This window comes from Variovorax sp. OV700 (assembly GCF_900099805.1).
GTDB lineage: Bacteria > Pseudomonadota > Gammaproteobacteria > Burkholderiales > Burkholderiaceae_C > Variovorax.
On sequence record NZ_FNDR01000012.1, the window covers coordinates 133287 to 154746 of the forward strand.

General features: G+C 66.7%; 19 protein-coding genes. 18 read left to right on the forward strand and 1 reads right to left on the reverse strand.

Features of this window, described 5'->3' with window-relative positions:
* Nucleotide 1: 1 nt before the first annotated feature.
* From hslU to BLR24_RS30800, 18 genes are all read left to right on the forward strand, one after another.
* The gene (hslU, locus tag BLR24_RS24220; RefSeq protein ID WP_093021864.1) at nucleotides 2-1330 is read left to right on the forward strand and encodes an ATP-dependent protease ATPase subunit HslU; all 1329 of its coding nucleotides are present in this window, start codon (nucleotides 2-4) and stop codon (nucleotides 1328-1330) included.
* Between the two features lie 269 nt (nucleotides 1331-1599).
* On the forward strand, nucleotides 1600-2028 hold the full coding sequence (gene mraZ, locus BLR24_RS24225; RefSeq protein WP_093021867.1) for a division/cell wall cluster transcriptional repressor MraZ: 429 nt from the start codon (nucleotides 1600-1602) through the stop codon (nucleotides 2026-2028).
* An 8-nt stretch (nucleotides 2029-2036) separates the two neighbouring features.
* On the forward strand, nucleotides 2037-2960 hold the full coding sequence (gene rsmH / locus BLR24_RS24230) for a 16S rRNA (cytosine(1402)-N(4))-methyltransferase RsmH (protein WP_093021870.1): 924 nt from the start codon (nucleotides 2037-2039) through the stop codon (nucleotides 2958-2960).
* Nucleotide 2961: 1 nt separating this feature from the next.
* Nucleotides 2962-3309 carry a cell division protein FtsL gene (gene ftsL / locus BLR24_RS24235; protein WP_093021873.1) on the forward strand — a complete coding sequence of 116 codons (348 nt, stop codon included), beginning with the start codon at nucleotides 2962-2964 and terminating at the stop codon, nucleotides 3307-3309.
* A complete protein-coding gene (locus BLR24_RS24240; RefSeq protein WP_093021876.1) occupies nucleotides 3306-5054 on the forward strand; it encodes a peptidoglycan D,D-transpeptidase FtsI family protein in 1749 nt (582 codons plus the stop codon). The genes ftsL and BLR24_RS24240 overlap by 4 nt, the downstream gene beginning before the upstream one ends.
* A 2-nt stretch (nucleotides 5055-5056) precedes the next feature.
* Nucleotides 5057-6610: a Mur ligase family protein gene (locus tag BLR24_RS24245; protein WP_093021879.1), complete on the forward strand. Its 1554-nt coding sequence runs from the start codon at nucleotides 5057-5059 to the stop codon at nucleotides 6608-6610.
* Nucleotides 6607-8049: a UDP-N-acetylmuramoyl-tripeptide--D-alanyl-D-alanine ligase gene (gene murF / locus BLR24_RS24250; RefSeq protein ID WP_093021882.1), complete on the forward strand. Its 1443-nt coding sequence runs from the start codon at nucleotides 6607-6609 to the stop codon at nucleotides 8047-8049. Before BLR24_RS24245 ends, murF begins: the two co-directional genes overlap by 4 nt.
* Before the next feature lie 15 nt (nucleotides 8050-8064).
* Nucleotides 8065-9243, forward strand: coding sequence for a phospho-N-acetylmuramoyl-pentapeptide-transferase (gene mraY / locus BLR24_RS24255; protein ID WP_093021885.1), 1179 nt, complete (start codon nucleotides 8065-8067; stop codon nucleotides 9241-9243).
* A 7-nt stretch (nucleotides 9244-9250) separates the two neighbouring features.
* The gene (murD, locus tag BLR24_RS24260) at nucleotides 9251-11374 is read left to right on the forward strand and encodes a UDP-N-acetylmuramoyl-L-alanine--D-glutamate ligase (RefSeq protein WP_093021888.1); all 2124 of its coding nucleotides are present in this window, start codon (nucleotides 9251-9253) and stop codon (nucleotides 11372-11374) included.
* On the forward strand, nucleotides 11371-12669 hold the full coding sequence (ftsW, locus tag BLR24_RS24265; RefSeq protein ID WP_093021891.1) for a putative lipid II flippase FtsW: 1299 nt from the start codon (nucleotides 11371-11373) through the stop codon (nucleotides 12667-12669). The genes murD and ftsW overlap by 4 nt, the downstream gene beginning before the upstream one ends.
* Complete coding sequence (gene murG / locus BLR24_RS24270; RefSeq protein ID WP_093021894.1) at nucleotides 12666-13730, forward strand: undecaprenyldiphospho-muramoylpentapeptide beta-N-acetylglucosaminyltransferase; 1065 nt, start codon at nucleotides 12666-12668, stop codon at nucleotides 13728-13730. Before ftsW ends, murG begins: the two co-directional genes overlap by 4 nt.
* Nucleotides 13727-15157 (forward strand): UDP-N-acetylmuramate--L-alanine ligase, encoded by a 1431-nt coding sequence (murC, locus tag BLR24_RS24275; RefSeq protein ID WP_093021897.1) that lies wholly within the window; start codon nucleotides 13727-13729, stop codon nucleotides 15155-15157. The genes murG and murC overlap by 4 nt, the downstream gene beginning before the upstream one ends.
* On the forward strand, nucleotides 15154-16125 hold the full coding sequence (locus BLR24_RS24280) for a D-alanine--D-alanine ligase (RefSeq protein ID WP_093021900.1): 972 nt from the start codon (nucleotides 15154-15156) through the stop codon (nucleotides 16123-16125). The genes murC and BLR24_RS24280 overlap by 4 nt, the downstream gene beginning before the upstream one ends.
* 2 nt (nucleotides 16126-16127) lie before the next feature.
* Nucleotides 16128-16916 (forward strand): cell division protein FtsQ/DivIB, encoded by a 789-nt coding sequence (locus tag BLR24_RS24285; protein ID WP_093021903.1) that lies wholly within the window; start codon nucleotides 16128-16130, stop codon nucleotides 16914-16916.
* 23 nt (nucleotides 16917-16939) lie between these two features.
* A complete protein-coding gene (gene ftsA / locus BLR24_RS24290) occupies nucleotides 16940-18169 on the forward strand; it encodes a cell division protein FtsA (protein WP_013539446.1) in 1230 nt (409 codons plus the stop codon).
* 169 nt (nucleotides 18170-18338) lie between these two features.
* On the forward strand, nucleotides 18339-19556 hold the full coding sequence (gene ftsZ / locus BLR24_RS24295; RefSeq protein WP_093021907.1) for a cell division protein FtsZ: 1218 nt from the start codon (nucleotides 18339-18341) through the stop codon (nucleotides 19554-19556).
* Nucleotides 19557-19760: 204 nt separating this feature from the next.
* Nucleotides 19761-20684, forward strand: a complete 924-nt coding sequence (lpxC, locus tag BLR24_RS24300; RefSeq protein WP_175543340.1) for a UDP-3-O-acyl-N-acetylglucosamine deacetylase — start codon at nucleotides 19761-19763, stop codon at nucleotides 20682-20684.
* A 14-nt stretch (nucleotides 20685-20698) separates the two neighbouring features.
* Nucleotides 20699-20875 carry a hypothetical protein gene (locus BLR24_RS30800; RefSeq protein WP_164547854.1) on the forward strand — a complete coding sequence of 59 codons (177 nt, stop codon included), beginning with the start codon at nucleotides 20699-20701 and terminating at the stop codon, nucleotides 20873-20875.
* A gap of 36 nt (nucleotides 20876-20911) precedes the next feature.
* Here the strand turns inward: BLR24_RS30800 and ruvC are convergent, their stop codons facing one another.
* Nucleotides 20912-21460 (reverse strand): crossover junction endodeoxyribonuclease RuvC, encoded by a 549-nt coding sequence (gene ruvC / locus BLR24_RS24305; RefSeq protein WP_013539450.1) that lies wholly within the window; start codon nucleotides 21458-21460, stop codon nucleotides 20912-20914.

A 21460-nucleotide genomic window follows, 5' to 3' on the forward strand; every position in this document is an offset into this window, starting at 1 on the left:
CATGTCCATGACCCCCCAGGAAATCGTCTCCGAGCTCGACAACCACATCGTCGGCCAGCCTGCCGCCAAGCGCGCTGTGGCCATTGCGCTGCGCAACCGCTGGCGCCGCCAGCAGGTGGAGGAAAAGCTTCGGGCCGAAATCACGCCCAAGAACATCCTCATGATCGGCCCCACGGGCGTGGGCAAGACCGAGATCGCGCGCCGCCTGGCGCGCCTGGCGGATGCGCCTTTCATCAAGGTCGAGGCGACCAAGTTCACCGAGGTGGGCTATGTCGGCAAGGACGTTGACTCGATCATTCGCGACCTGGCCGAGATTGCCGTCAAGCAGACGCGCGAAGCCGAAAGCGCGAAGGTGCGCGCCCGTGCCGAGGATGCCGCCGAAGACCGCATCCTCGATGTGCTGCTGCCCCCCGCGCGCGGCGCCGACGGCGGCACGCCGGCGCTCGATGGCCCCAACCCCACCCGGCAGGCCTTCCGCAAGAAGCTGAGGGAGCACCAGCTCGACGACAAGGAGATCGAGCTCGACCTGGCCGAAACCCGTGCCCCGCTCGAGATCATGGGCCCGGCGGGCATGGAGGAAATGACCGAGCAGCTGCGCGGCATGTTCGGCCAGATGGGCGGCGGCAAGCGCAAGACGCGCAAGCTCAAGATCGCCGAGGCCATGCGTCTCCTGATCGACGAGGAGGCGGCCAAGCTGGTCAACGAGGACGAGATCCGCACCCAGGCCATCACCAATGCCGAGCAGAACGGCATCGTCTTCATCGACGAGATCGACAAGGTGGCCACGCGCAGCGAAGCCCAGGGCTCCGACGTGTCGCGCCAGGGCGTGCAACGCGACCTGCTGCCGCTGGTCGAGGGCACGGCCGTGAGCACCAAGTACGGCGTGGTGCGCACCGACCACATGCTCTTCATCGCGAGCGGCGCGTTCCACCTCAGCAAGCCGAGCGACCTGATTCCCGAGCTGCAGGGGCGCTTTCCGATTCGCGTGGAGCTGCAGTCGCTTTCGGTTTCGGACTTCGAAAGCATCCTCACGCAGACCCGCGCGTCGCTCGTGAAGCAGTACCAGGCGCTGCTCGCGACCGAAGGCGTGACGCTCGAATTCACGCCCGAGGGCGTCAACCGTCTCGCGGCCATTGCCTTCGAGGTGAACGAGCGCACCGAGAACATCGGCGCCCGCCGCTTGTCTACCGTGATGGAGCGTCTGCTCGATGAGGTAAGCTTCGACGCAGCGCGCATCGAAGGACAGACCATCCTCATCGATGCCGCTTACGTCGACGAGCGCCTTGCGGCACTAAGTCACGACGAAGACCTTTCGCGCTTCATCCTCTGAAGCTGCCTTTGCGGCCCCTGTAACGGGGCCGCGCTTCACGCATCACATTCACTGCGTGAGCTAAGTGCTTCATTCTCAACGAAATTCACCGCTTTCCAGGTTTGGAAATCGGCGCTAAGTCGTTGATTCCATTACAAAAAATACCACCAACGGCCAGTTGCGCCTGAAGTGTTTCCTGCTACAGTGCAAAAAAGTGCAGTTAAGTGGGAAAAAGTGCGGGTGGTGCCTCTTTCGGGTGCCGCGGCGCTCCCAACACAGGGGTTCTGGTCGTGTTTCAAGGCGCTTCATCGCTCAGTCTGGATGCCAAGGGGCGGCTCTCCGTGCCGACCCGGCATCGTGACGTCCTGAGCGCGACAGCGAATGGCCAACTCACGATCACCAAGCATCCGCACGGCTGCCTGATGGTGTTCCCGCGTCCCGAGTGGGAGAAATTCCGCGAGCGCATCGCCGCGCTCCCAATGTCGGCACAGTGGTGGAAGCGCGTATTCCTCGGCAATGCGATGGACGTCGAGATGGACGGCACCGGCCGCATCCTCGTTTCGCCTGAATTGCGTGCGGCCACGGGCATCACGCGCGAGACGTTGTTGCTGGGCATGGGCAATCATTTCGAGCTCTGGGACAAGGCCACCTACGAAGCCCAGGAGGCCGAGGCCACCCAAGGCGATATGCCCGATGTGTTTCAGGACTTCGCGTTCTGAGGACTCGTGTGAACACTCCATGGATCCATACCACCGTGTTGCTGAACGAAGCGGTGGAAGCCCTTCTTTCAGGCAGCACCGCGGCCACGGGCACCTACGTGGATGCGACCTTCGGGCGGGGAGGGCATGCGCGCGCGATCCTCGCGAGGCTGGCACCGGAAGGCAGGCTGATCGCATTCGACAAGGATGCGGAAGCGGTGGCCGAAGCAGCGCGCATCTCGGATGCGCGTTTTTCCATCCGGCACCAGGGATTCCGTTCGTTGGGCGAATTGCCCGATGCCAGCGTGGCGGGTGTGCTGATGGACCTGGGCGTGAGTTCGCCGCAAATCGACAACCCGGTGCGCGGTTTCAGTTTTCGTTTCGACGGCCCGCTCGACATGCGCATGGATACCACGCGCGGCGAGAGTGTGGCCGATTGGCTGGCAACAGCCGAACTTCAGCAGATTGCAGAGGTGATCCGTGACTATGGCGAAGAACGGTTTGCTGTTCAGATTGCAAAGGCGATTGTTGCTCGCAGACAAGAACGGGGCGCAATTTCAACCACCACCGAACTGGCCGAGCTCGTGGCTGGCACGGTCAAAACCCGCGAGCAGGGCCAGAACCCTGCAACGCGCACATTTCAGGCTTTTCGGATTTTCATCAACGCCGAGCTTGAAGAGCTGCAACAGGCGCTAGAGGCGAGCCTTTCGGTGCTGCAGCCTGGGGGCCGGCTCGCGGTGATCAGCTTCCACTCGCTGGAAGACCGCATCGTGAAGCAGTTCATCGCCAAGCATTCGAAGGAGGTGTACGACCGCCGCGCGCCGTTCGCCGCCCCGAAGGTGATGAAGCTGCGCGCGCTCGAGCGCATCAAGCCTTCGGCCGAAGAGGTGAAAGGCAACCCGCGCTCGCGCAGCGCCATTCTTCGCGTGGCAGAGCGCACTGAAGCCGTTTGACATGGCCCGCCTCAACCTGCTCCTGATGCTCGCGGTGGTCGCCTCCGCGCTCTACCTCGTGCACACGCAATACCTGTCGCGCCAGCTCTATACCGAGCTCGACCGTTCGCAGCAGGAGGCGCGCCGGCTCGAACTCGACCGCGACCGGCTGCAGGTGGAGAAGCGCGCCCAGGCCACGCCCCTGCGGGTGGAAAAGCTCGCCAAGGAGCAGCTCCAGATGCGCACCACCACGCCGGCCATCACGCAGTATGTGCGACCCGACGGCTCGGTGATTCCGGCCGTGGTGGCGCCGCCGCCCGTCCCGCCGGCGGGTCCGGCGACCAAGCCTGCCGCGAGGGCCCAGCGATGAGCCGCCGCAGCGTCCGCTACACCACCAGCCCCTTGCTTGCGAGCAAGACGCCGGTCTGGCGCAGCAAGTTCATCGTCGCGGGCATTGCCTTCGGCTTCGTCGTGCTGGCGGGCCGGGCTGCGTACGTGCAGGTCTTCAACAACAGCTTCTTCCAGCGGCAGGGCGAGGTGCGCTTTGCACGCACGCTCGAACTGCCGGCCAACCGCGGACGCATCCTCGACCGCAACGGGCTCATCCTGGCGTCGAGCGTGGTGGCGCCGAGCATCTGGGCCATTCCGGAAGACGTCGAGCGCGACGACCCCGAAGTGCGCGCCAAGCTCAAGCAGGTGGCCAAGCTGCTCGAAATGCCGCAGAAGGACTTCGACAAGAAGCTCGAGGACGAGGACAAGACTTTCGTCTGGATCAAGCGCCAGGTCGACGAACCCATTGCCAAGCAGATTGCCGCGCTCAACCTCAAGGGCATCTACCAGCGCAAGGAATACAAGCGCCAGTATCCCGAGGGCGAGGCCGCGGCGCACGTGGTGGGCTTCACCAACGTCGAGGACAACGGGCAGGAAGGCATCGAACTGTCCTTCAACAAGGACCTGGCCGGCAAGGCCGGGTCGCGCCGCGTCATCAAGGACCGCCTGGGCCGCGTGGTCGAGGGCGTGGGCGAACAGGTGCCGCCGGTCGACGGCAAGGACATCCAGCTCAGCGTCGACAGCAAGGTGCAGTTTTTCGCCTATCAAAAGCTGCGCGACGCCGTGACCGCGCGCAAGGCCAAGGCCGGCAGCGTGGTGGTGCTCGACGCGGTCACGGGCGAAGTGCTGGCGCTGGCCAACTACCCGAGCTACGTGCCCGACAAGCGCCAGAACCTCACCGGCGAACAGCTGCGCAATCGCGCGCTCACCGACACCTTCGAGCCCGGCTCCACCATGAAGCCGATCACCGTCGGCATGGCGCTGGAAGCCGGCCGCGTGAAGCCGTCGACCTTGATCGAAACCGGCCCGGGCCGCTTCCAGATCGGCGGCTTCACCATCAGCGACACCCACAACTACGGCACGCTCACGGTCGAGGGCGTGATCCAGAAGTCGAGCAACGTGGGGGCGCTCAAGATCGCGCAGAAGATGTCTCCGCACGAGATGTGGGACACCTACACCGCGCTCGGCTACGGCCAGAAGCCGCAGATCCAGTTCCCCGGCGCCGTGAGCGGCCGGCTGCGGCCCTGGAAGACCTGGAAGCCGGTGGAGCAAGCCACCATGGCCTACGGCTACGGCCTGTCGGCGTCGCTGTTTCAAATGGCACATTCGTACACCGCGTTTGCGCACGACGGCGCCATCATTCCAGTCACCATCCTCAAGAACGCCGAGCCGCCCGCCGGCGTGCGGGTGTTCTCGCCATCGAATGCGCTGGCGGTCCGCAAGATGCTGCAGATGGCCGCCGGGCCGGGCGGCACCGGCACGCGCGCGCAGACCATCGGCTACTCGGTGGGTGGCAAGTCGGGCACGGCGCACAAGCAGGTCGGCAAGGGCTACGCAAGCAACAAGTACCGGGCCTGGTTCACCGGCATGGCGCCGATCGAGAAGCCGCGGATCATCGTGGCCGTGATGATCGACGAGCCGAGCGACGGCCAATATTTCGGCGGCGTGGCCGCCGCGCCGGTGTTCAGCGAAGTCGTGCAGCAGACCCTGCGCATGATGAACGTTCCGCCCGATCTCGCCGTCAAACCGCTGGTGATGACGCAAGGCGTCGACGAGAGCTTCTGAGCATGCTGACACTCACTTCCCCCAAGCTCGCCGCGCTCTGGCTCAAGGAGCGCGTGCAGGGTGCGCTGCATGCGGACAGCCGGCCGGTGAGCGCTGGCGACGGCTTTATCGCGTGGCCGGGTGCCGCGACCGACGGACGCAAGCACGTGGCCTCCGCGCTGGCGCAGGGCGCGGCTGCGTGCCTGGTCGAGCACGATGGCGTCGAGGCTTTCGACTTCCAGGGCGACGACCGCATTGCCAGCTACCCCGGGCTCAAGGCCGCCACTGGCCCGATCGCCTCGGCCTTCTACGACGACCCCTCGGCCGCACTCGAACTGCTGGCTGTGACCGGCACCAACGGCAAGACCTCCACCGCCTGGTGGCTCGCCGAATCGCTTTCCACGCTGGCCGTGCCCGGCGGTGTTCGCCCGTTGCAGCCTGACGGTTCGACCGAGCGCGGCGTACCGTCGCCGTGCGCGGTCATGGGCACGCTGGGCATCGGCGTGCCACCGGAACTCACCTACACCGGACTCACCACGCCCGACCCGGTGATGATGCAGCGCGAACTGCGCTCCCTGGTCGAACGCGGTTTCGGCGCCTGCGCCATCGAGGCCTCGTCGATCGGCATTGCCGAGCGCCGGCTCGATGGCGCGCGCATCGCGGTGGCCGTGTTCACCAATTTCACGCAGGACCACCTCGACTACCACGGCAGCATGGAAGCCTACTGGCAAGCCAAGGCCGAGCTGTTCCGCTGGCCAGGCCTGCGCGCCGCGGTCATCAACATCGACGACGTGCATGGCGCCAGCCTGTGCGCGAACCTCATCGAAGCCGGCATCGGCGCACTCGACGTGTGGACCGTCTCGGCCGCTGGCAGACCGGCGCGGCTGATGGCGCGGGACGTCGGCTACGGCGCTCAGGGCCTGCAGTTCTCCGTGGCCGAACACGGCATCCCGGGCGTCGAGCGCATCTCGACCGGCCTGATCGGACAGTACAACGTGGCCAATCTGCTGGGCGTGCTCGGCACACTGCGGGCGCTGGGGCTTTCGCTGACGCGGGCCGTGGCGGCCTGCGCCAACCTCACCAGCGTGCCGGGCCGCATGGAGCGCGTGGGCACCGGCATCGGTATGCCGCTGGCGGTGGTCGACTACGCGCACACCCCCGACGCGATCGACAAGGCGCTGGCGGGCCTGCGCCCTCTGGCGCGGCAGCGCGGTGGCGCCCTCTGGTGCCTGTTCGGCTGCGGCGGCGACCGCGACCCGATCAAGCGCCCGCTGATGGCTGCCGTGGCTGAGCGCCAGGCCGATCGCGTGATCGTGACCAGCGACAACCCGCGCAGCGAAAACCCCGACGCGATCATCAGCCAGGTGCTGCTCGGCCTCTCGCGTCCCGAGGCGGCCCAGGTGCAGCCCGACCGCGGCGCGGCCATCGGCGACGCCATTGCGCAGGCTGCGCCCGAAGACATCGTGCTCATCGCCGGCAAGGGCCACGAAGCCTGGCAGGAAATTGCCGGCCAGCGCATCCCGTTCTCCGACCGGACCCATGCGCTCGAAGCGCTCGCGAAGCGAGGTGGGGCATGAACCAATCGACGCCACTCATGCTGACGCTGGCCCAGGTGCAGCAATGGATTCCCGGTGCGCGCCTGGTGGGCGAGCCCACCACGCTCATCACCCGCGTTCACACCGACACGCGCACGCTCGCCAATGGCGACCTGTTCGTGGCCCTCAAGGGCGAACGCTTCGATGCCAACGAATTTCTGGCCGACGCCAAGGCACGGGGCGCCGTTGCGGCCATTGCACACGACGGCCTGCAGGCCGCGGGCCTCGCGGGGCTCGAGGTGCCCGACTCGCTGGCCGCGCTCGGCGCGCTGGCCGCGGGCTGGCGCGCGCAGTTCGATCTGCCGCTGATCGCGGTCACGGGCAGCAACGGCAAGACCACGGTCACGCAGATGATCGCGGCCATTCTGGTTGCGTTTCGGGCCGACCGCGCGCTGGCGACGGCCGGCAATTTCAACAATGAGATCGGCGTTCCGCTCACCCTGCTGCGCCTGCGCGCCAAGCACCAGCATGCGGTGGTCGAGCTGGGCATGAACCACCCTGGCGAGATTGCCCGGCTGGCCGCCATTGCGCGCCCGACCATCGCGCTGGTCAACAACGCGCAGCGCGAGCACCTGGAGTTCATGGACACCGTCGAGGCAGTGGCGCGCGAGAACGGCGCGGTGTTCGCCTCGCTGCCCGAGGAGGGAACCGCGGTGTTCCCGCACGGCGACGTTTTCACTTCGCTGTGGAGCGACATGGCGCATTCGGGTGCGATGCGCCGCTGCATGACTTTCGGCGAGCAGGAAGATGCCGACATTTCATTGGCTCGGGCCGAATGGCAGCAGGGTGCCTGGCAGGTCCGCATCCGCACGCCGCTAGGCGACTTCGATGCCCGCCTGCACATCGCGGGCCGGCACAACGTGGTCAATGCGCTGGCCGCCACCGCCTGTGCGCTCGCGTCGGGCGTGTCGCTCGAAACCATCGGCGCAGGCCTCACGGCTTTCGAGCCGGTGAAAGGCCGCTCCAAGGCGAGCGAGGTCGTGCTGGCGGGTGGGCACGCGCTCACGCTGGTGGACGATAGCTACAACGCCAACCCCGATTCCGTGCGCGCGGCCATCGACGTGCTCGCGGCCCTGCCGGGCCCGCGCCTGCTGGTGCTCGGCGACATGGGCGAGGTCGGCAACCGCGGACCCGAATTCCATGCCGAGGTCGGCGACTGGGCACGCCAGCGCGGCATCGAGGCGCTGTACGGCCTGGGCGCCGAAACCGTGCATGGCGTGGCCGCTTTCAACGGCGGCAGTAACGGCGGCGGCAATGGCCGCCATTTCGACAATGTGGACGCGCTCAACGCCGCGGTGCTGGCGCGGCTGCCGCAGGTTGCCAGCGTGCTCGTCAAGGGATCGCGCTTCATGAAGATGGAGCGGGTGGTGCAAGCCATCGAGCAATCACAACAACAAAAGGAGGCCGGTCATGACGCATGAGCCGCGCAAGACAACATGCTGATGAGCCTGGCCCAATGGCTGCAAACACTCTCGCCCGAATTCGGGTTCTTGCGCGTTTTTCAGTACCTCACGTTCCGTGCGCTGATGGCGGCGCTCACGGCACTGGTGGTCGGCCTCGTGGCCGGCCCCTACGTGATCCGCCGCCTTGCCGCGCTCAAGATCGGTCAGCCGGTGCGCGGCTACGGCATGGAAACGCACCTGACCAAGAGCGGTACGCCCACTATGGGCGGCGTGCTGGTGCTGTTTGCCATCGCCTTTGCCACCGTGTTGTGGTTCGACGCTTCGAACCGCTTCGTGTGGATCGTGCTGTGGGTGACGCTGGGCTTTGGCGCCATCGGCTGGGTCGACGACTGGCGCAAGGTGGTGCGCAAGGACCCGGAAGGCATGCGCTCGCGCGAGAAGTATTTCTGGCAGTCGGTGGTCGGCCTGATCGCGGGCTTCTACCTGCTCTTCAGCATCTCGGAAAGCTCGAACTGGCGCGTGCTGCAGCTGTTCTTCGCCTGGGTGCAGTCGGGCTTCGATCTCGACTTTCCGCCCAAGATCAACCTGCTGGTGCCCTTCTTCAAGGAAGTGAGCTACCCGCTCGGCGGTATCGGCTTCGTGATCCTGACCTACCTGGTGATCGTGGGCGCGAGCAACGCGGTCAACCTGACCGACGGCCTCGACGGGCTGGCGATCATGCCGGTGGTGATGGTGGGCTCGGCGCTGGGCGTGTTCGCCTACGTCACGGGCAGCGCGGTGTATTCCAAGTACCTGCTGTTCCCCAACATCCCGGGCTCGGGCGAACTGCTGGTGTTCTGCTCGGCCATGGCCGGCGCGGGCCTGGCCTTTCTCTGGTTCAACACCCATCCGGCGCAGGTCTTCATGGGCGACGTGGGTGCGCTCGCACTGGGCGGCGCGCTGGGCACCATCGCGGTCATCGTGCGCCAGGAGATCGTGTTCTTCATCATGGGCGGCATCTTCGTGGTCGAAGCGATCTCGGTGATGGCGCAGGTCATGTACTTCAAGTACACCAAGAAGCGCTACGGCGAAGGCCGCCGCGTGCTCAAGATGGCGCCGCTGCATCACCACTTCGAGAAAAGCGGCTGGCGCGAGACGCAGGTCGTGGTGCGCTTCTGGATCATCACGATGCTGCTGTGCCTCGTGGGCCTTTCAACGCTGAAGCTGCGGTAACAGGCACATGCGTCATCTGAAAGACCTCCCCGTCCTCGTCCTCGGCCTCGGTGCGTCCGGGCTGGCGATGGCGCGCTGGTGCGCACGCCACGGCGCGCAGGTGACCGTGGCCGACACGCGCGAAGCGCCCCCGGCGCTTGCCACGCTGCAGGCCGAGCTGCCCGAGGTCGCCTTCATGGGCGGTCCGTTCTCGGCCGCGCTGATCGAAGGCACGCCGATCCGTGCGGTGTACCGCTCGCCGGGCCTGTCGCCCGCGACCATCGCGCCGGTGGTCGATGCCGCACGGGCCGTGGGCCTCGCGGTCGGCGGTGAACTGGATCTCTTCGCGCATGCGCTGCGGGATCTGCAGACCGTCGAGCTGCCGGTGGTGGAAGCGGAGCCCGAGGCTGAAGCCGCCGCGAAAGCTGTCGAGCCAGAGGCGCAGGCCGAGTTGGACCTGGACGTCGAACCTGCGGAAGCTGCACAGGCCGAGCCTGAGCACGCCGATGCGGTCGAGCCGACGCCGGTGCCTGAATCGACTGAACCCGTCGAGCCTGCCTCGGCTACCGAAACACCCGAAACGCCTGAACCAGTCGAGGCTCCGCCAACGGCCGAGCCGACCGAAGCCGAACTCGCGCCTCCGGCCATGGCGGAAGCCGTGGCACGTGATCCATCGCTGAGCGTTCCGGTGGCGCAGCCCGCGGAAGAAGCGTCGGCCGCACCGTCGGCAGACACGCCAGAAAACCTGGAAGCGGCAGCGCCGGCGCCTGTCACCGTTTCACGGCTGCCGAGCACCGGCAAGCCTTACGTTCCTACCGCGGCCAGGGAAGCGGCCGAGTTCGTCGCCAAGATCGCCGAGTTCGCGGCCTCCAACCCAGCCTCCGCGGCCGTCGAGGAAGAGCCCACGCCCCAGCTCCCGCTGGTGCCGATCGAGGAACCCCCAGCACCGAAGGGCTACACCCCAGCGGTGCTCGCCGTCACGGGCACCAATGGCAAGACCACCGTCACCTCGCTGACCGGCCAGCTGGTCGAGCGCGCGGGCAAGAGTGTGGCCGTGGCGGGGAACATCGGCCCCACGTTGCTCGATACGCTGGCCGCGCACATCGACGCACAGACGCTTCCGGATGTCTGGGTGCTCGAACTCTCGAGCTTCCAGCTCGACGGCGTGCAGGGCTTCGAGCCGACCGCCGCGACGGTGCTCAACCTCACGCAGGACCATCTCGACTGGCATGGCGACATGCCGTCGTACGCATCGGCCAAGTCGCGCATCTTCGGCGCGAAGGGCCTCATGGTGCTCAACCGCGACGACCCAGGCGTGATGGCGATGTTGCCTGCGCCCATCAAGGTGAAGCTGCAGCGCCCGCAGATCCGCACCCACGTCACCTTCGGCAGCGCGATGCCGCTGCGTCCCGGCGACTACGGCATCGAGCGCGTCAACGGCATGACCTGGCTTGTGCGCGCGCTGGAAGCCGACGAGACGCAGAAGCGCAAGCGCGGCGCCGTGGTCGAAGAGGAGATCTTCCTGCAGCGCCTGTTGCCCGCCGATGCGCTGCGCATCCGCGGACGCCACAACGCCATGAACGCATTGGCGGCGCTCGCGCTGGCCAGCGCCGCCGATTGCCCGCTCGGCCCCATGCTCTATGGCCTGCGCGAATACCGCGGCGAGCCGCATCGCGTCGAGCCGATCGCGCTGGTGGAAGATGTCGAATACTTCGACGACAGCAAGGGCACCAACGTGGGCGCCACGGTGGCCGCATTGAGCGGCCTTGGCGAAGACCGCCGCGTCGTCGTCATTCTGGGCGGCGAAGGCAAGGGGCAAGACTTCGAGCCGCTTGCCGAGCCCGTGCGCCAGTACGCGCGCGCCGTGGTGCTCATCGGCCGCGATGCACCGCTGATCGAACAGGCCCTGGCCGCCACCGGCGTCTCGCTGATGCATGCCGGCTCGATGGAAGAGGCCGTCAAGCTCGCGGCCATGCGCGCCAACCCCGGTGATGCCGTGCTGCTGTCACCGGCCTGTGCGAGCTTCGACATGTTCAAGGACTACGAACATCGCGCGGCGGTGTTCCGCGAGGCCGTGCAAGCGCTTGCGGACGAGCCGCGCGAAGCGGCTTCGTCCAACGATGCCGATTTTTCTTCGGGAGACCCGGTTTGAACACTGCAGCCGCCGGCGCCACGCCCAACGCAAAGACCAGCCGCTTCGGTGGCTGGTTCAAGCGCGCGCGCAGCGGCATCGATTCGCTGCCCGTGCACCTGCCGGTGCGGCTGGGCGGCGCCGGCATCACGCAGACCAAGGCCGCGCCGATGCGCGTGCTGGGCTTCGACCAGGCGCTGGTGTGGGTCACCGTCGCGCTGCTCACCTGGGGTCTGGTGATGGTGTATTCGGCCTCGATCGCGCTGCCCGACAACCCGCGCTTCGCGCGTGCCGGCTACAGCGCCTCGTTCTTCCTCACCCGGCATGCGGCCTCGGTGGTGTTCGCGTTCATCGCGGCGCTGCTCGCCTTCCAGATCCCGATGAAGACATGGGAGCGCGCCGCGCCCTGGCTCTTCGTCGCCTCGCTGCTGCTCTTGGTGGCGGTGCTCATTCCGCACGTCGGCATCAACGTGAACGGTGCGCGGCGCTGGCTGCCGCTCGGCTTCATGCGCTTCCAGCCGTCGGAGCTGGCCAAGCTCGCGATGGTGCTCTACGCCGCCAGCTACATGGTGCGCAAGATGGAGATCAAGGAGCGCTTCTTCCGCGCCGTGCTGCCGATGGGCATCGCGGTGGTGGTGGTGGGCATGCTGGTGATGGCCGAGCCTGACATGGGCGCCTTCATGGTGATTGCCGTGATCGCCATGGGCATCTTGTTCCTGGGCGGCGTGAACGCGCGCATGTTCTTCGTGATTGCCGCGCTGGTGGTGGTGGCCTTCGGCACCATCGTCGCGACCAGCCCATGGCGGCGCGAGCGCATCTTTGCGTATCTCGATCCGTGGAGCGAAGAGCACGCCCTGGGCAAGGGCTACCAGCTCTCGCACTCGCTGATCGCCATCGGCCGCGGCGAGATCTTCGGCGTGGGCCTGGGCGGGAGCGTCGAGAAGCTGCACTGGCTGCCCGAGGCGCACACCGACTTCCTGCTGGCCGTGATCGGCGAAGAGTTCGGCCTCGTCGGCGTGCTGCTGATCATCGGCATGTTCCTCTGGCTGACCCGCCGCATCATGCACATCGGTCGCCAGGCGATTGCGCTCGATCGCGTGTTCTCGGGTCTCGTCGCCCAGGGCGTGGGGGTGTGGATCGGTTTCCAGGCCTTCATCAACATGGGCGTGAACCTTGGCGCACTGCCGACCAAGGGGCTGACCTTGCCGCTGATGAGCTTCGGCGGTTCGGCCATCCTGATGAACCTGGTGGCGCTCGCTGTGGTGCTGCGGATCGACTATGAGAACCGCGTGCTCATGCGGGGAGGCCGCGTATGACCGGGCGCACCGCACTCGTCATGGCCGGCGGCACGGGCGGCCACATCTTTCCGGGACTCGCGGTCGCCGAGGCGCTGCGCGACCGCGGCTGGCGCGTGCACTGGCTGGGCGTGCCAGGCAGCATGGAAGAAAAACTGGTGGCGCCGCGCGGCTTCGCCTTCGAGCCGGTCCAGTTCGGCGGCGTGCGCGGCAAAGGTCCGCTCACGCTGTTCCTGCTTCCGCTGCGCCTCTTGCGCGCCTTCTGGCAGAGCATGGGCGTGGTGCGCCGCGTCAAGCCCGACGTGGTGGTGGGCCTGGGTGGCTACATCACCTTTCCGGGCGGAATGATGGGCGTGCTGCTCAACAAGCCGCTGGTGCTGCACGAACAGAACTCTGTGGCCGGGCTTGCCAACAAGGTGCTGGCGGGCGTGGCCGATCGCGTGTTCACGGCCTTTCCCAACGTGCTCAAGAAGGCACAGTGGGTGGGCAATCCTCTGCGCGCGGCGTTCACGTCGCAACCCGATCCGGCCGTGCGCTTCGCAGGCCGTACCGGGCCGCTCAAGTTGCTGGTGGTAGGCGGCAGCCTCGGCGCGCGCGGCCTCAACACCGTGGTGCCGCAGGCGCTCGCGCGCATCGAGCCGGGCACGCGTCCGCAGGTGCTGCACCAGAGCGGCGCCAAGCAGATCGATGAACTGCGCGCCAACTACGCGGCGGCCGGTGTCGAAGGCGAGCTCACGCCGTTCATCGAAGACACCGCGCAGGCCTATGCCGACGCCGACATCATCGTCGCGCGCGCCGGGGCCAGCACCGTCACAGAAATCGCGGCCGTCGGCGCAGCAGCGCTGTTCGTGCCTTTTCCATCGGCGGTCGACGACCACCAGACCACCAACGCGCGCTTCCTCGTCGACGCGGGCGGCGGCTGGCTGGTGCAGCAGACCGACCTCACACCTGAATTGCTGGCTGACTTGCTACAGAAAACCGAGCGCACTGCGCTGATCGAACGGGCCACCAAGGCCAAAACCATGCAGAAGACCGAAGCGGTCGAGGCCGTCGTCCGCGCCTGCGAGGAGCTTGCCAAATGAAGCACGCGATTCGTCATATTCACTTCGTCGGCATCGGCGGCTCGGGCATGAGCGGCATTGCCGAGGTCCTGTTCAACCTCGGCTACCGCATCACCGGCTCCGACCTGGCCGACAGCGCGACGCTGCGCCGGCTCGCGGGCCTGGGCATCGGCACCTTCGTGGGCCATGCGGCGGCGCACATCGACGGCGCGGATGCGGTCGTCACGTCCACCGCCGTGCAGTCGGACAACCCCGAAGTGCTGGCTGCGCGCGAGAAGCGCATTCCAGTGGTGCCGCGCGCCATGATGCTGGCCGAGCTGATGCGCCTGAAGCAGGGCATCGCGATTGCGGGCACGCACGGCAAGACCACCACCACGAGCCTCGTGGCCAGCGTGCTCGACGCCGCCGGGCTCGATCCGACCTTCGTCATCGGCGGGCGGCTCAACAGTGCCGGCGCCAATGCGCAGCTCGGCAGTGGCGACTACATCGTGGTGGAGGCCGACGAATCGGACGCCTCGTTCCTGAACCTGCTGCCCGTCATGGCGGTGGTCACGAACATCGATGCCGACCACATGGAAACCTACGGGCACGACTTCGAAAAGCTCAAGAAAGCCTTCGTCGATTTCCTGCACCGCATGCCGTTCTATGGCGTGGCCATCTTGTGCACCGACGATCCCGCAGTGCGCGACATCATGGGCCACGTCACCTGCCCGGTCACCAGCTACGGCTTCGACGAAGGCGCCCAGGTGCGCGCAGTCGACGTTCGTGCGGTGGGCGGGCAGATGCATTTCACGGCGCAGCGGCGCAACGGCGTCACGTTGCCCGACCTGCCCATCGTGCTGAACCTGCCGGGCGAGCACAACGTGCGCAACGCGCTGTCGGTGATCGCCGTGGCGGTCGAACTGGGCGTTCCCGACGAGGCAGTGCAACGCGGGCTGGCCGGCTTCAAGGGCGTGGGCCGCCGCTTCCAGAGCTATGGCGAGGTGGCGGTGCAGGGGGCTCAGCCCGGCAGCTTTACCGTGATCGACGACTACGGCCATCACCCGGTCGAGATGGCCGCGACCATCGCCGCCGCGCGCGGCGCGTTCCCGGGGCGCCGGCTGGTGCTGGCTTTCCAGCCGCACCGCTACACCCGCACGCGCGACTGCTTCGAGGACTTCGTCAAGGTCATCGGCAATGCCGACGCGGTGCTGCTGGGCGAGGTGTACGCCGCCGGCGAGCCGCCCATCGTGGCCGCCAACGGCCGCACGCTGGCGCGCGCACTGCGCGTGGCGGGCAAGGTGGAGCCGGTATTCGTCGACGACATCAATGCGATGCCGCAAGCCATTCTGGACAACGCGCGCGACGGCGACGTGGTGCTTTGCATGGGCGCGGGCTCCATTGGTGCGGTGCCGGGCAGGGTCGTTGAAATTGCGGCCGCGGCGAGCGGCGCGGGGGTTACGCCATGAGCCTTCAGGATCCAAAACTTTTCGGCAAGGTGGCCGTGCTGTTCGGTGGAAGCTCCGCCGAACGCGAAATCTCGATCATGTCCGGCACGGGCGTGCTCGAGGCGCTGCGCTCGCGCGGCGTCGATGCGCATGCCTTCGATCCGTCGGAGCGCGACCTGGTCGAGCTTCGGCGCGAAGGCTTCGCGCGCTGCTTCATCGCCCTGCATGGGCGGCATGGCGAAGACGGCACGGTGCAGGGCGCGCTCGAACTGCTGGGCATTCCCTACACCGGCTCGGGCGTGATGGCGTCGAGCGTGGCCATGGACAAGGTCATGACCAAGCGCATCTGGCAGGCCGACGGCTTGCCGACGCCCAAGTACGTGCGCCTGGCTTTCGACCAGCAGAGCCGCGAGCAGGTGAGGGCGGTGCCCGACGTGCTGGGCCTGCCGCTGATCGTGAAGCCGCCGCGCGAGGGTTCGTCGATCGGCGTGACCAAGGTCGAGGGTTATTCGCAGATGCAGGACGCCGTGACACTGTCGGCCAAGTACGACGCCGACGTGCTGTGCGAGGAATTCATCGAAGGCGAGGAAGTGACCTGCGCCGTGCTCGGCCAGGGACTCGATGCGCGCGCGCTGCCCGTGGTGCGCATCGCCGCGCCCCAAGGCGCCTACGACTACCAGAACAAATACTTCACCGACGACGTGAAGTACCAATGCCCGAGTGGCCTGCCCGAAGCCGAGGAACACGAGATCCAGCGCATCACGCTGGCCGCGTACCACACGCTCGGCTGCCGCGGCTGGGGCCGCGCCGACGTGATGATCCGCGCGAGCGACCGCAAGCCTTTCCTGCTCGAGATGAACACCTCTCCCGGCATGACCGGCCATTCGCTGGTGCCGATGTCGGCTCGCGCGGCGGGCATTGCCTACGAAGACTTGTGCCTGCGCGTGCTGGCCTCGGCTTCGCTGGACGCCACGGGGGGAGCGCAATAGCCATGGCCGACAGCATTCCCGTGCCCTTCGACGTCAAGCTCATGAACATCGTCTCGAACCTGGCGTTCGTGGTGGTGGCGCTCATGCTGCTGGCGGCGGGCGCATGGTGGGTGCTGCGCCAGCCTTTCTTTCCGATCGGCGGCATCAAGGTCGACGGCGACGTGACGCACAACAACGCCGTGACGCTGCGCGCCAACGTCGCGCCGCAACTGGCCGGCAACTTCTTCACCGTCGACCTGGCGCGCGCGCGCACGGCGTTCGAATCGGTGCCATGGGTGCGCAAGGCGGTGGTGCGGCGCGAGTTTCCGAACAAGCTGCGCGTGACCCTCACCGAGCAGGTGCCGGTGGCCACCTGGGGCGACGAGGCGGGCTCCAAGCTGATCAACGGCTTTGGCGAGGTGTTCGACGCCAATGTGGCCGAGGTCGACGACCGACTGCCGCGGCTCGATGGACCCGTTGAGCAGGCTGGCCAGGTGCTGGGCATGTACCGCGTGCTGGCGCCGATCTTCCAGCCCTACGACTTCGGCGTGGAAGAGCTCACGCTGTCGAGCCGGGGGAGTTGGAAGGTGGCGCTCGATACCGGTGCGGACATCGAGCTTGGCCGCGGGCAGCCCGAAGAGGTGGCGGCCCGCGCGCAGCGTTTCCTGAAAACCGTGACCCAGGTCGCGGGCCAATACCACCGCACCGCGGCGGACGTCGAGGGGGCCGACCTGCGCCACAACGACGCCTATGCGCTGCGTCTTCGCGGCGTCACCACGGTCGTGACCGAGCCCAAGGCCAAGAAGAAATAAATAGCGAATACCGAGGACATTCAATGCCCAAAGAATACAAAGACCTGGTTGTCGGACTCGACATCGGCACTGCCAAGGTGATGGTCGTGGTGGCCGAGGTGCTGCCCGGCGGCGAACTCAAGCTCGCCGGCCTCGGCATTGCGCCGAGCAACGGCCTCAAGCGCGGCGTGGTGGTGAACATCGACGCCACGGTGCAGAGCATCCAGCAGGCCTTGAAGGAGGCCGAGCTGATGGCCGACTGCAAGATCAGCCGCGTCTACACCGGCATTACCGGCAGCCACATCCGCGGCATCAATTCGAGCGGCATGGTGGCGGTGAAGGACAAGGAAGTCACGCCGGCCGACGTGGCCCGCGTGGTGGAAACCGCGCGCGCCATCAACATCTCGAGCGACCAGCGCCTGTTGCTGGTGGAACCGCAGGAGTTCGTGATCGACGGCCAGGACGTGAAGGAGCCGATCGGCATGAGCGGCATGCGGCTGGAGGCCAAGGTACACATCGTGACCGGTGCGCAGAGCGCGGCCGAGAACATCATCAAGTGCGTGCGCCGCTGCGGCCTGGAGGTCGACCAGCTCATGCTGAACCCGCTGGCCTCGAGCCAAGCGGTGCTGACCGAGGACGAGCGCGAGCTTGGCGTGGTGCTGGTCGACATCGGCGCGGGCACCACCGACGTGGCCATCTTCACCAACGGTGCGATCCGCCACACGGCCGTGATCCCGATCGCGGGCGACCTGATCACGAGCGACATCGCGATGGCGCTGCGCACGCCCACCAAGGACGCCGAAGACATCAAGGTCGAGAGCGGCTACGCCAAGCAATTGCTGGCCGATCCGGACCAGCAGGTGGAAGTGCCTGGCCTCGGCGACCGCGGCCCGCGCATGTTGAGCAAGCAGGCGCTGGCGGGCGTGATCGAGCCGCGCATCGAAGAGATCTTTTCGCTGGTGCAGCAGGTGGTGCGCGAGTCGGGCTACGAAGAGGTGCTGTCGTCGGGCGTGGTGCTCACGGGCGGCAGCGCGGTGATGCCCGGCATGGTCGAGCTTGGCGAGGACATCTTCCTGAAGCCGGTGCGGCGCGGCATTCCGAAGTATTCAAGCGCGCTCTCCGACATGGTGGCGCAGCCGCGCGCCGCCACGGTGATGGGCTTGCTCGAGGAAGCGCGCTTCGCACGCATGCGCGGCTTCAAGGTCGCGCAGAAGAACGGATCCGTAAAGACTGCGTTCGGACGTTTCAAGGACTTCATCGTGGGGAACTTCTGACCATGAACCACTCCCCACTCTGGCTCGCACGCGGCGGTCCGCCCTTGCATTTCAACGAGCGATGGCGGCGCACAGGTCCACCGCCGCGACGACAGCTTCGTTGAACACGTCAAGACATTTAAAAGATTCATACATACACAACGGCAACTGCAAATTCAAGGAGTTAGAAATGACCATCGAAATGATCGAAGTCGAAGAATTCAATCAAGGCACTCAGATCAAGGTGATTGGTGTCGGCGGCGGCGGCGGCAATGCCGTCGCGCACATGATGGAACGTGGCGTGCAGGGCGTGCAGTTCGTTTGCGCCAATACCGACGCGCAGGCGCTCCAGCGCAGCAATGCCCACAAGATCATCCAGCTGGGCACCAGCGGCCTCGGCGCGGGCAGCAAGCCGGACAAGGGTCGTGAAGCGGCCGAGCTCGCAGTGGACGACATCCGCGCCGCCATCGACGGCGCGCACATGCTGTTCATCACGGCTGGCATGGGCGGCGGCACCGGCACCGGCGCCGCACCCGTGATTGCGCGCGTTGCCAAGGAGATGGGCATCCTCACCGTGGGCGTGGTGACCAAGCCCTTCGACTGGGAAGGCGGCCGCCGCATGACCAACGCCGACGCCGGCCTGGCCGAGCTCGAAGCCAACGTCGACTCGCTGATCGTGGTGCTCAACGAGAAGCTGCTCGACGTGCTGGGCGAGGACATCACCCAGGACGAAGCCTTCGCGCACGCCAACGACGTGCTCAAGAACGCCGTCGGTGGCATCTCGGAAATCATCAACGAGTACGGCGGCGTGAACGTCGACTTCGAAGACGTGCGCACCGTGATGGGCGAGCCCGGCAAGGCCATGATGGGCACGGCCGCCGCTGCCGGTCCGGACCGCGCGCGCATCGCCGCCGAACAGGCCGTGGCCTGCCCGCTGCTAGAAGGCATCGACCTCTCGGGCGCCAAGGGCGTGCTGGTGCTGGTGACCGCCTCGAAGGGTTCGCTGAAGCTGAACGAGTCGAAGCTTGCGATGAACACCATCCGCGCCTACGCCTCGCCCGACGCGCACGTGATCTACGGCGCCGCCTACGACGAAAGCCTGGGCGACCAGATGCGCGTGACGGTGGTCGCCACCGGTCTCTCGCGCGCCGATGCGCGCCGTCAGGCACCGACGCTCGAAGTGATCCGTACCGGCACCGACAACATCCCGTTCAACGTGCCGACGCTTGGCACGGGCCATGCAGGCCACGGCGGCCACAGCGTGAGCCAGCCGAACTACGACGGCATGGCGGTGCCCAGCGTGTGGCGCACCAACCGCACGATGGCTGCCGCCAAGGTAGACGCGCTGTCTTCGGGCGGCATGGACGACTTCGAGATTCCCGCATTCCTGCGCCGTCAAGCTGATTGACGCCAGGCCACCGAACGCAGAGGGCACGAAGGTTCGCAAGGGGTACGGGGAAGACCTGAAAGGGACTTCTGCCGGCTCTAGGCGCTGCGTCCGCTTCGTGCCCTTTGCGTCCATCATCGGGCGCTTGAAATAGAACCTATGTCTATCGGTGCCATAGCGAGGGGAATAGGCCGCCATTCGCGTGGCGCGCCTAAAATCCTTCGCGTGCTGCAACAACGAACCCTCAAGTCGATCAGCCGCGCCGTGGGCGTGGGGCTTCACAGCGGACAACGCGTGGAGCTGACGCTGCGCCCCGCTCCCGCGGACACTGGCATCGTGTTCCGGCGCGTCGACCTGTCCGAGCCGGTCGACATCCGCATGACCGCCGAAGCGGTGACCGACACGCGCCTGGCTTCCACGGTCTCGACCGGCGGCGCAAAGGTGCAGACGGTCGAACACCTGATGTCGGCCTGCGCCGGGCTCGGCATCGACAACCTCTACATCGACATCACGGCCGACGAAGTGCCGATCCTCGACGGATCGGCCTCGTCCTTCGTATTCCTGCTCCAAAGCGCGGGCATCGAGCTGCAGAAGGCACCCCGCCGCTTCATCCGCGTGACCCGCAAGGTCGAGGTGCGCGAGGGCGAAGGCGCCAACGAGAAGTGGGCGAGCCTGGAGCCGTACCACGGCTACAAGCTGAGCTTCGAGATCGACTTCGATCATCGCGTGGTCAATTCCACCGGCCAGCGCGTGGAGTTCGATCTCGGCAAGGATTCCTACAGCCGCGACATTGCACGCGCGCGCACCTTCGGCTTCACCAAAGAGGTCGAATACATGCGCAGCAAGGGCCTGGCGCTCGGCGGCGGGCTCGACAATGCCATCGTGATGGACGACACCAAGGTGCTCAATGCAGGTGGCTTGCGCTACGACGACGAGTTCGTGAAGCACAAGATCCTGGACGCCATGGGCGACCTGTACATCATCGGCAAGCCGCTGCTCGCGGCCTACACCGCGTTCCGATCGGGCCATGCGCTCAACAACAAGCTGCTGCGCGAACTGCTGGCGAACAGCGACGCCTACGAGGTCGTGACCTTCGAAGACGAGAAGCGCGCACCGCGCGGTTTCGGCGAAGTCGCGCGGGCCTGGTAGGGCGCGTTCGGCCGATGCTTCTCTTCCGTTGGGCCATCCTGCTGCTTCTGCTGGTGGCGGGCGTGTCGTTCGCGTTCTATGCGGGAACTGGCCAGGTCAAGTACCGGCGCTTCGGCTGGATCGTTCTCAAGTGGACGCTGCTGGCGGCGTTCGGCTTCTTCGCGGTGCTGATCGCGGAGCGGGTGGTTTAGCAGCCAGGCTTTTCCGCCGAGAGCCGGGGGCTCTCACTACCGCGAACGTCCCTGCCGGTAGGTGCCGGCGTGCGTCTTCGACAGCTCCGCAGCCTCGGCCAACCGGGCCATCGAGCGGCCCACCTGCGCATGCGTGATGGCAATGCCCAGTGCGTCGGCCGCATCGGCGCCGGGCAGCCCCGGCAGGTCGAGCAGCCGCTTCACCATCTCCTGCACCTGTGCCTTGGCGGCCTGGCCGTGGCCGGCCACCGCCTTCTTCATCTGCAGGGCCGTGTATTCGGCCACCGTGAGATTGCTGTTCACCAGCGAGGTCACGCAGGCGCCGCGCGCCTGGCCCAGCAGCAGCGTCGATTGCGGGTTGACGTTGACGAAGATGATCTCGACCGCCGAGGCATCGGGCTGGTAGCGCGCGGTGATTTCGGCGATGCCGTCGAACAGCACCTTGAGGCGCGCCGGAAGATTTCCGCTGCCCAGGTGCCGCGTGCTGATGGTGCCGCTCGCGACATAGCGCAGCGCATGGCCGTCCGCATCCACCACGCCGAAGCCGGTGGTCAGAAGGCCGGGGTCGATGCCGAGAATGCGCAT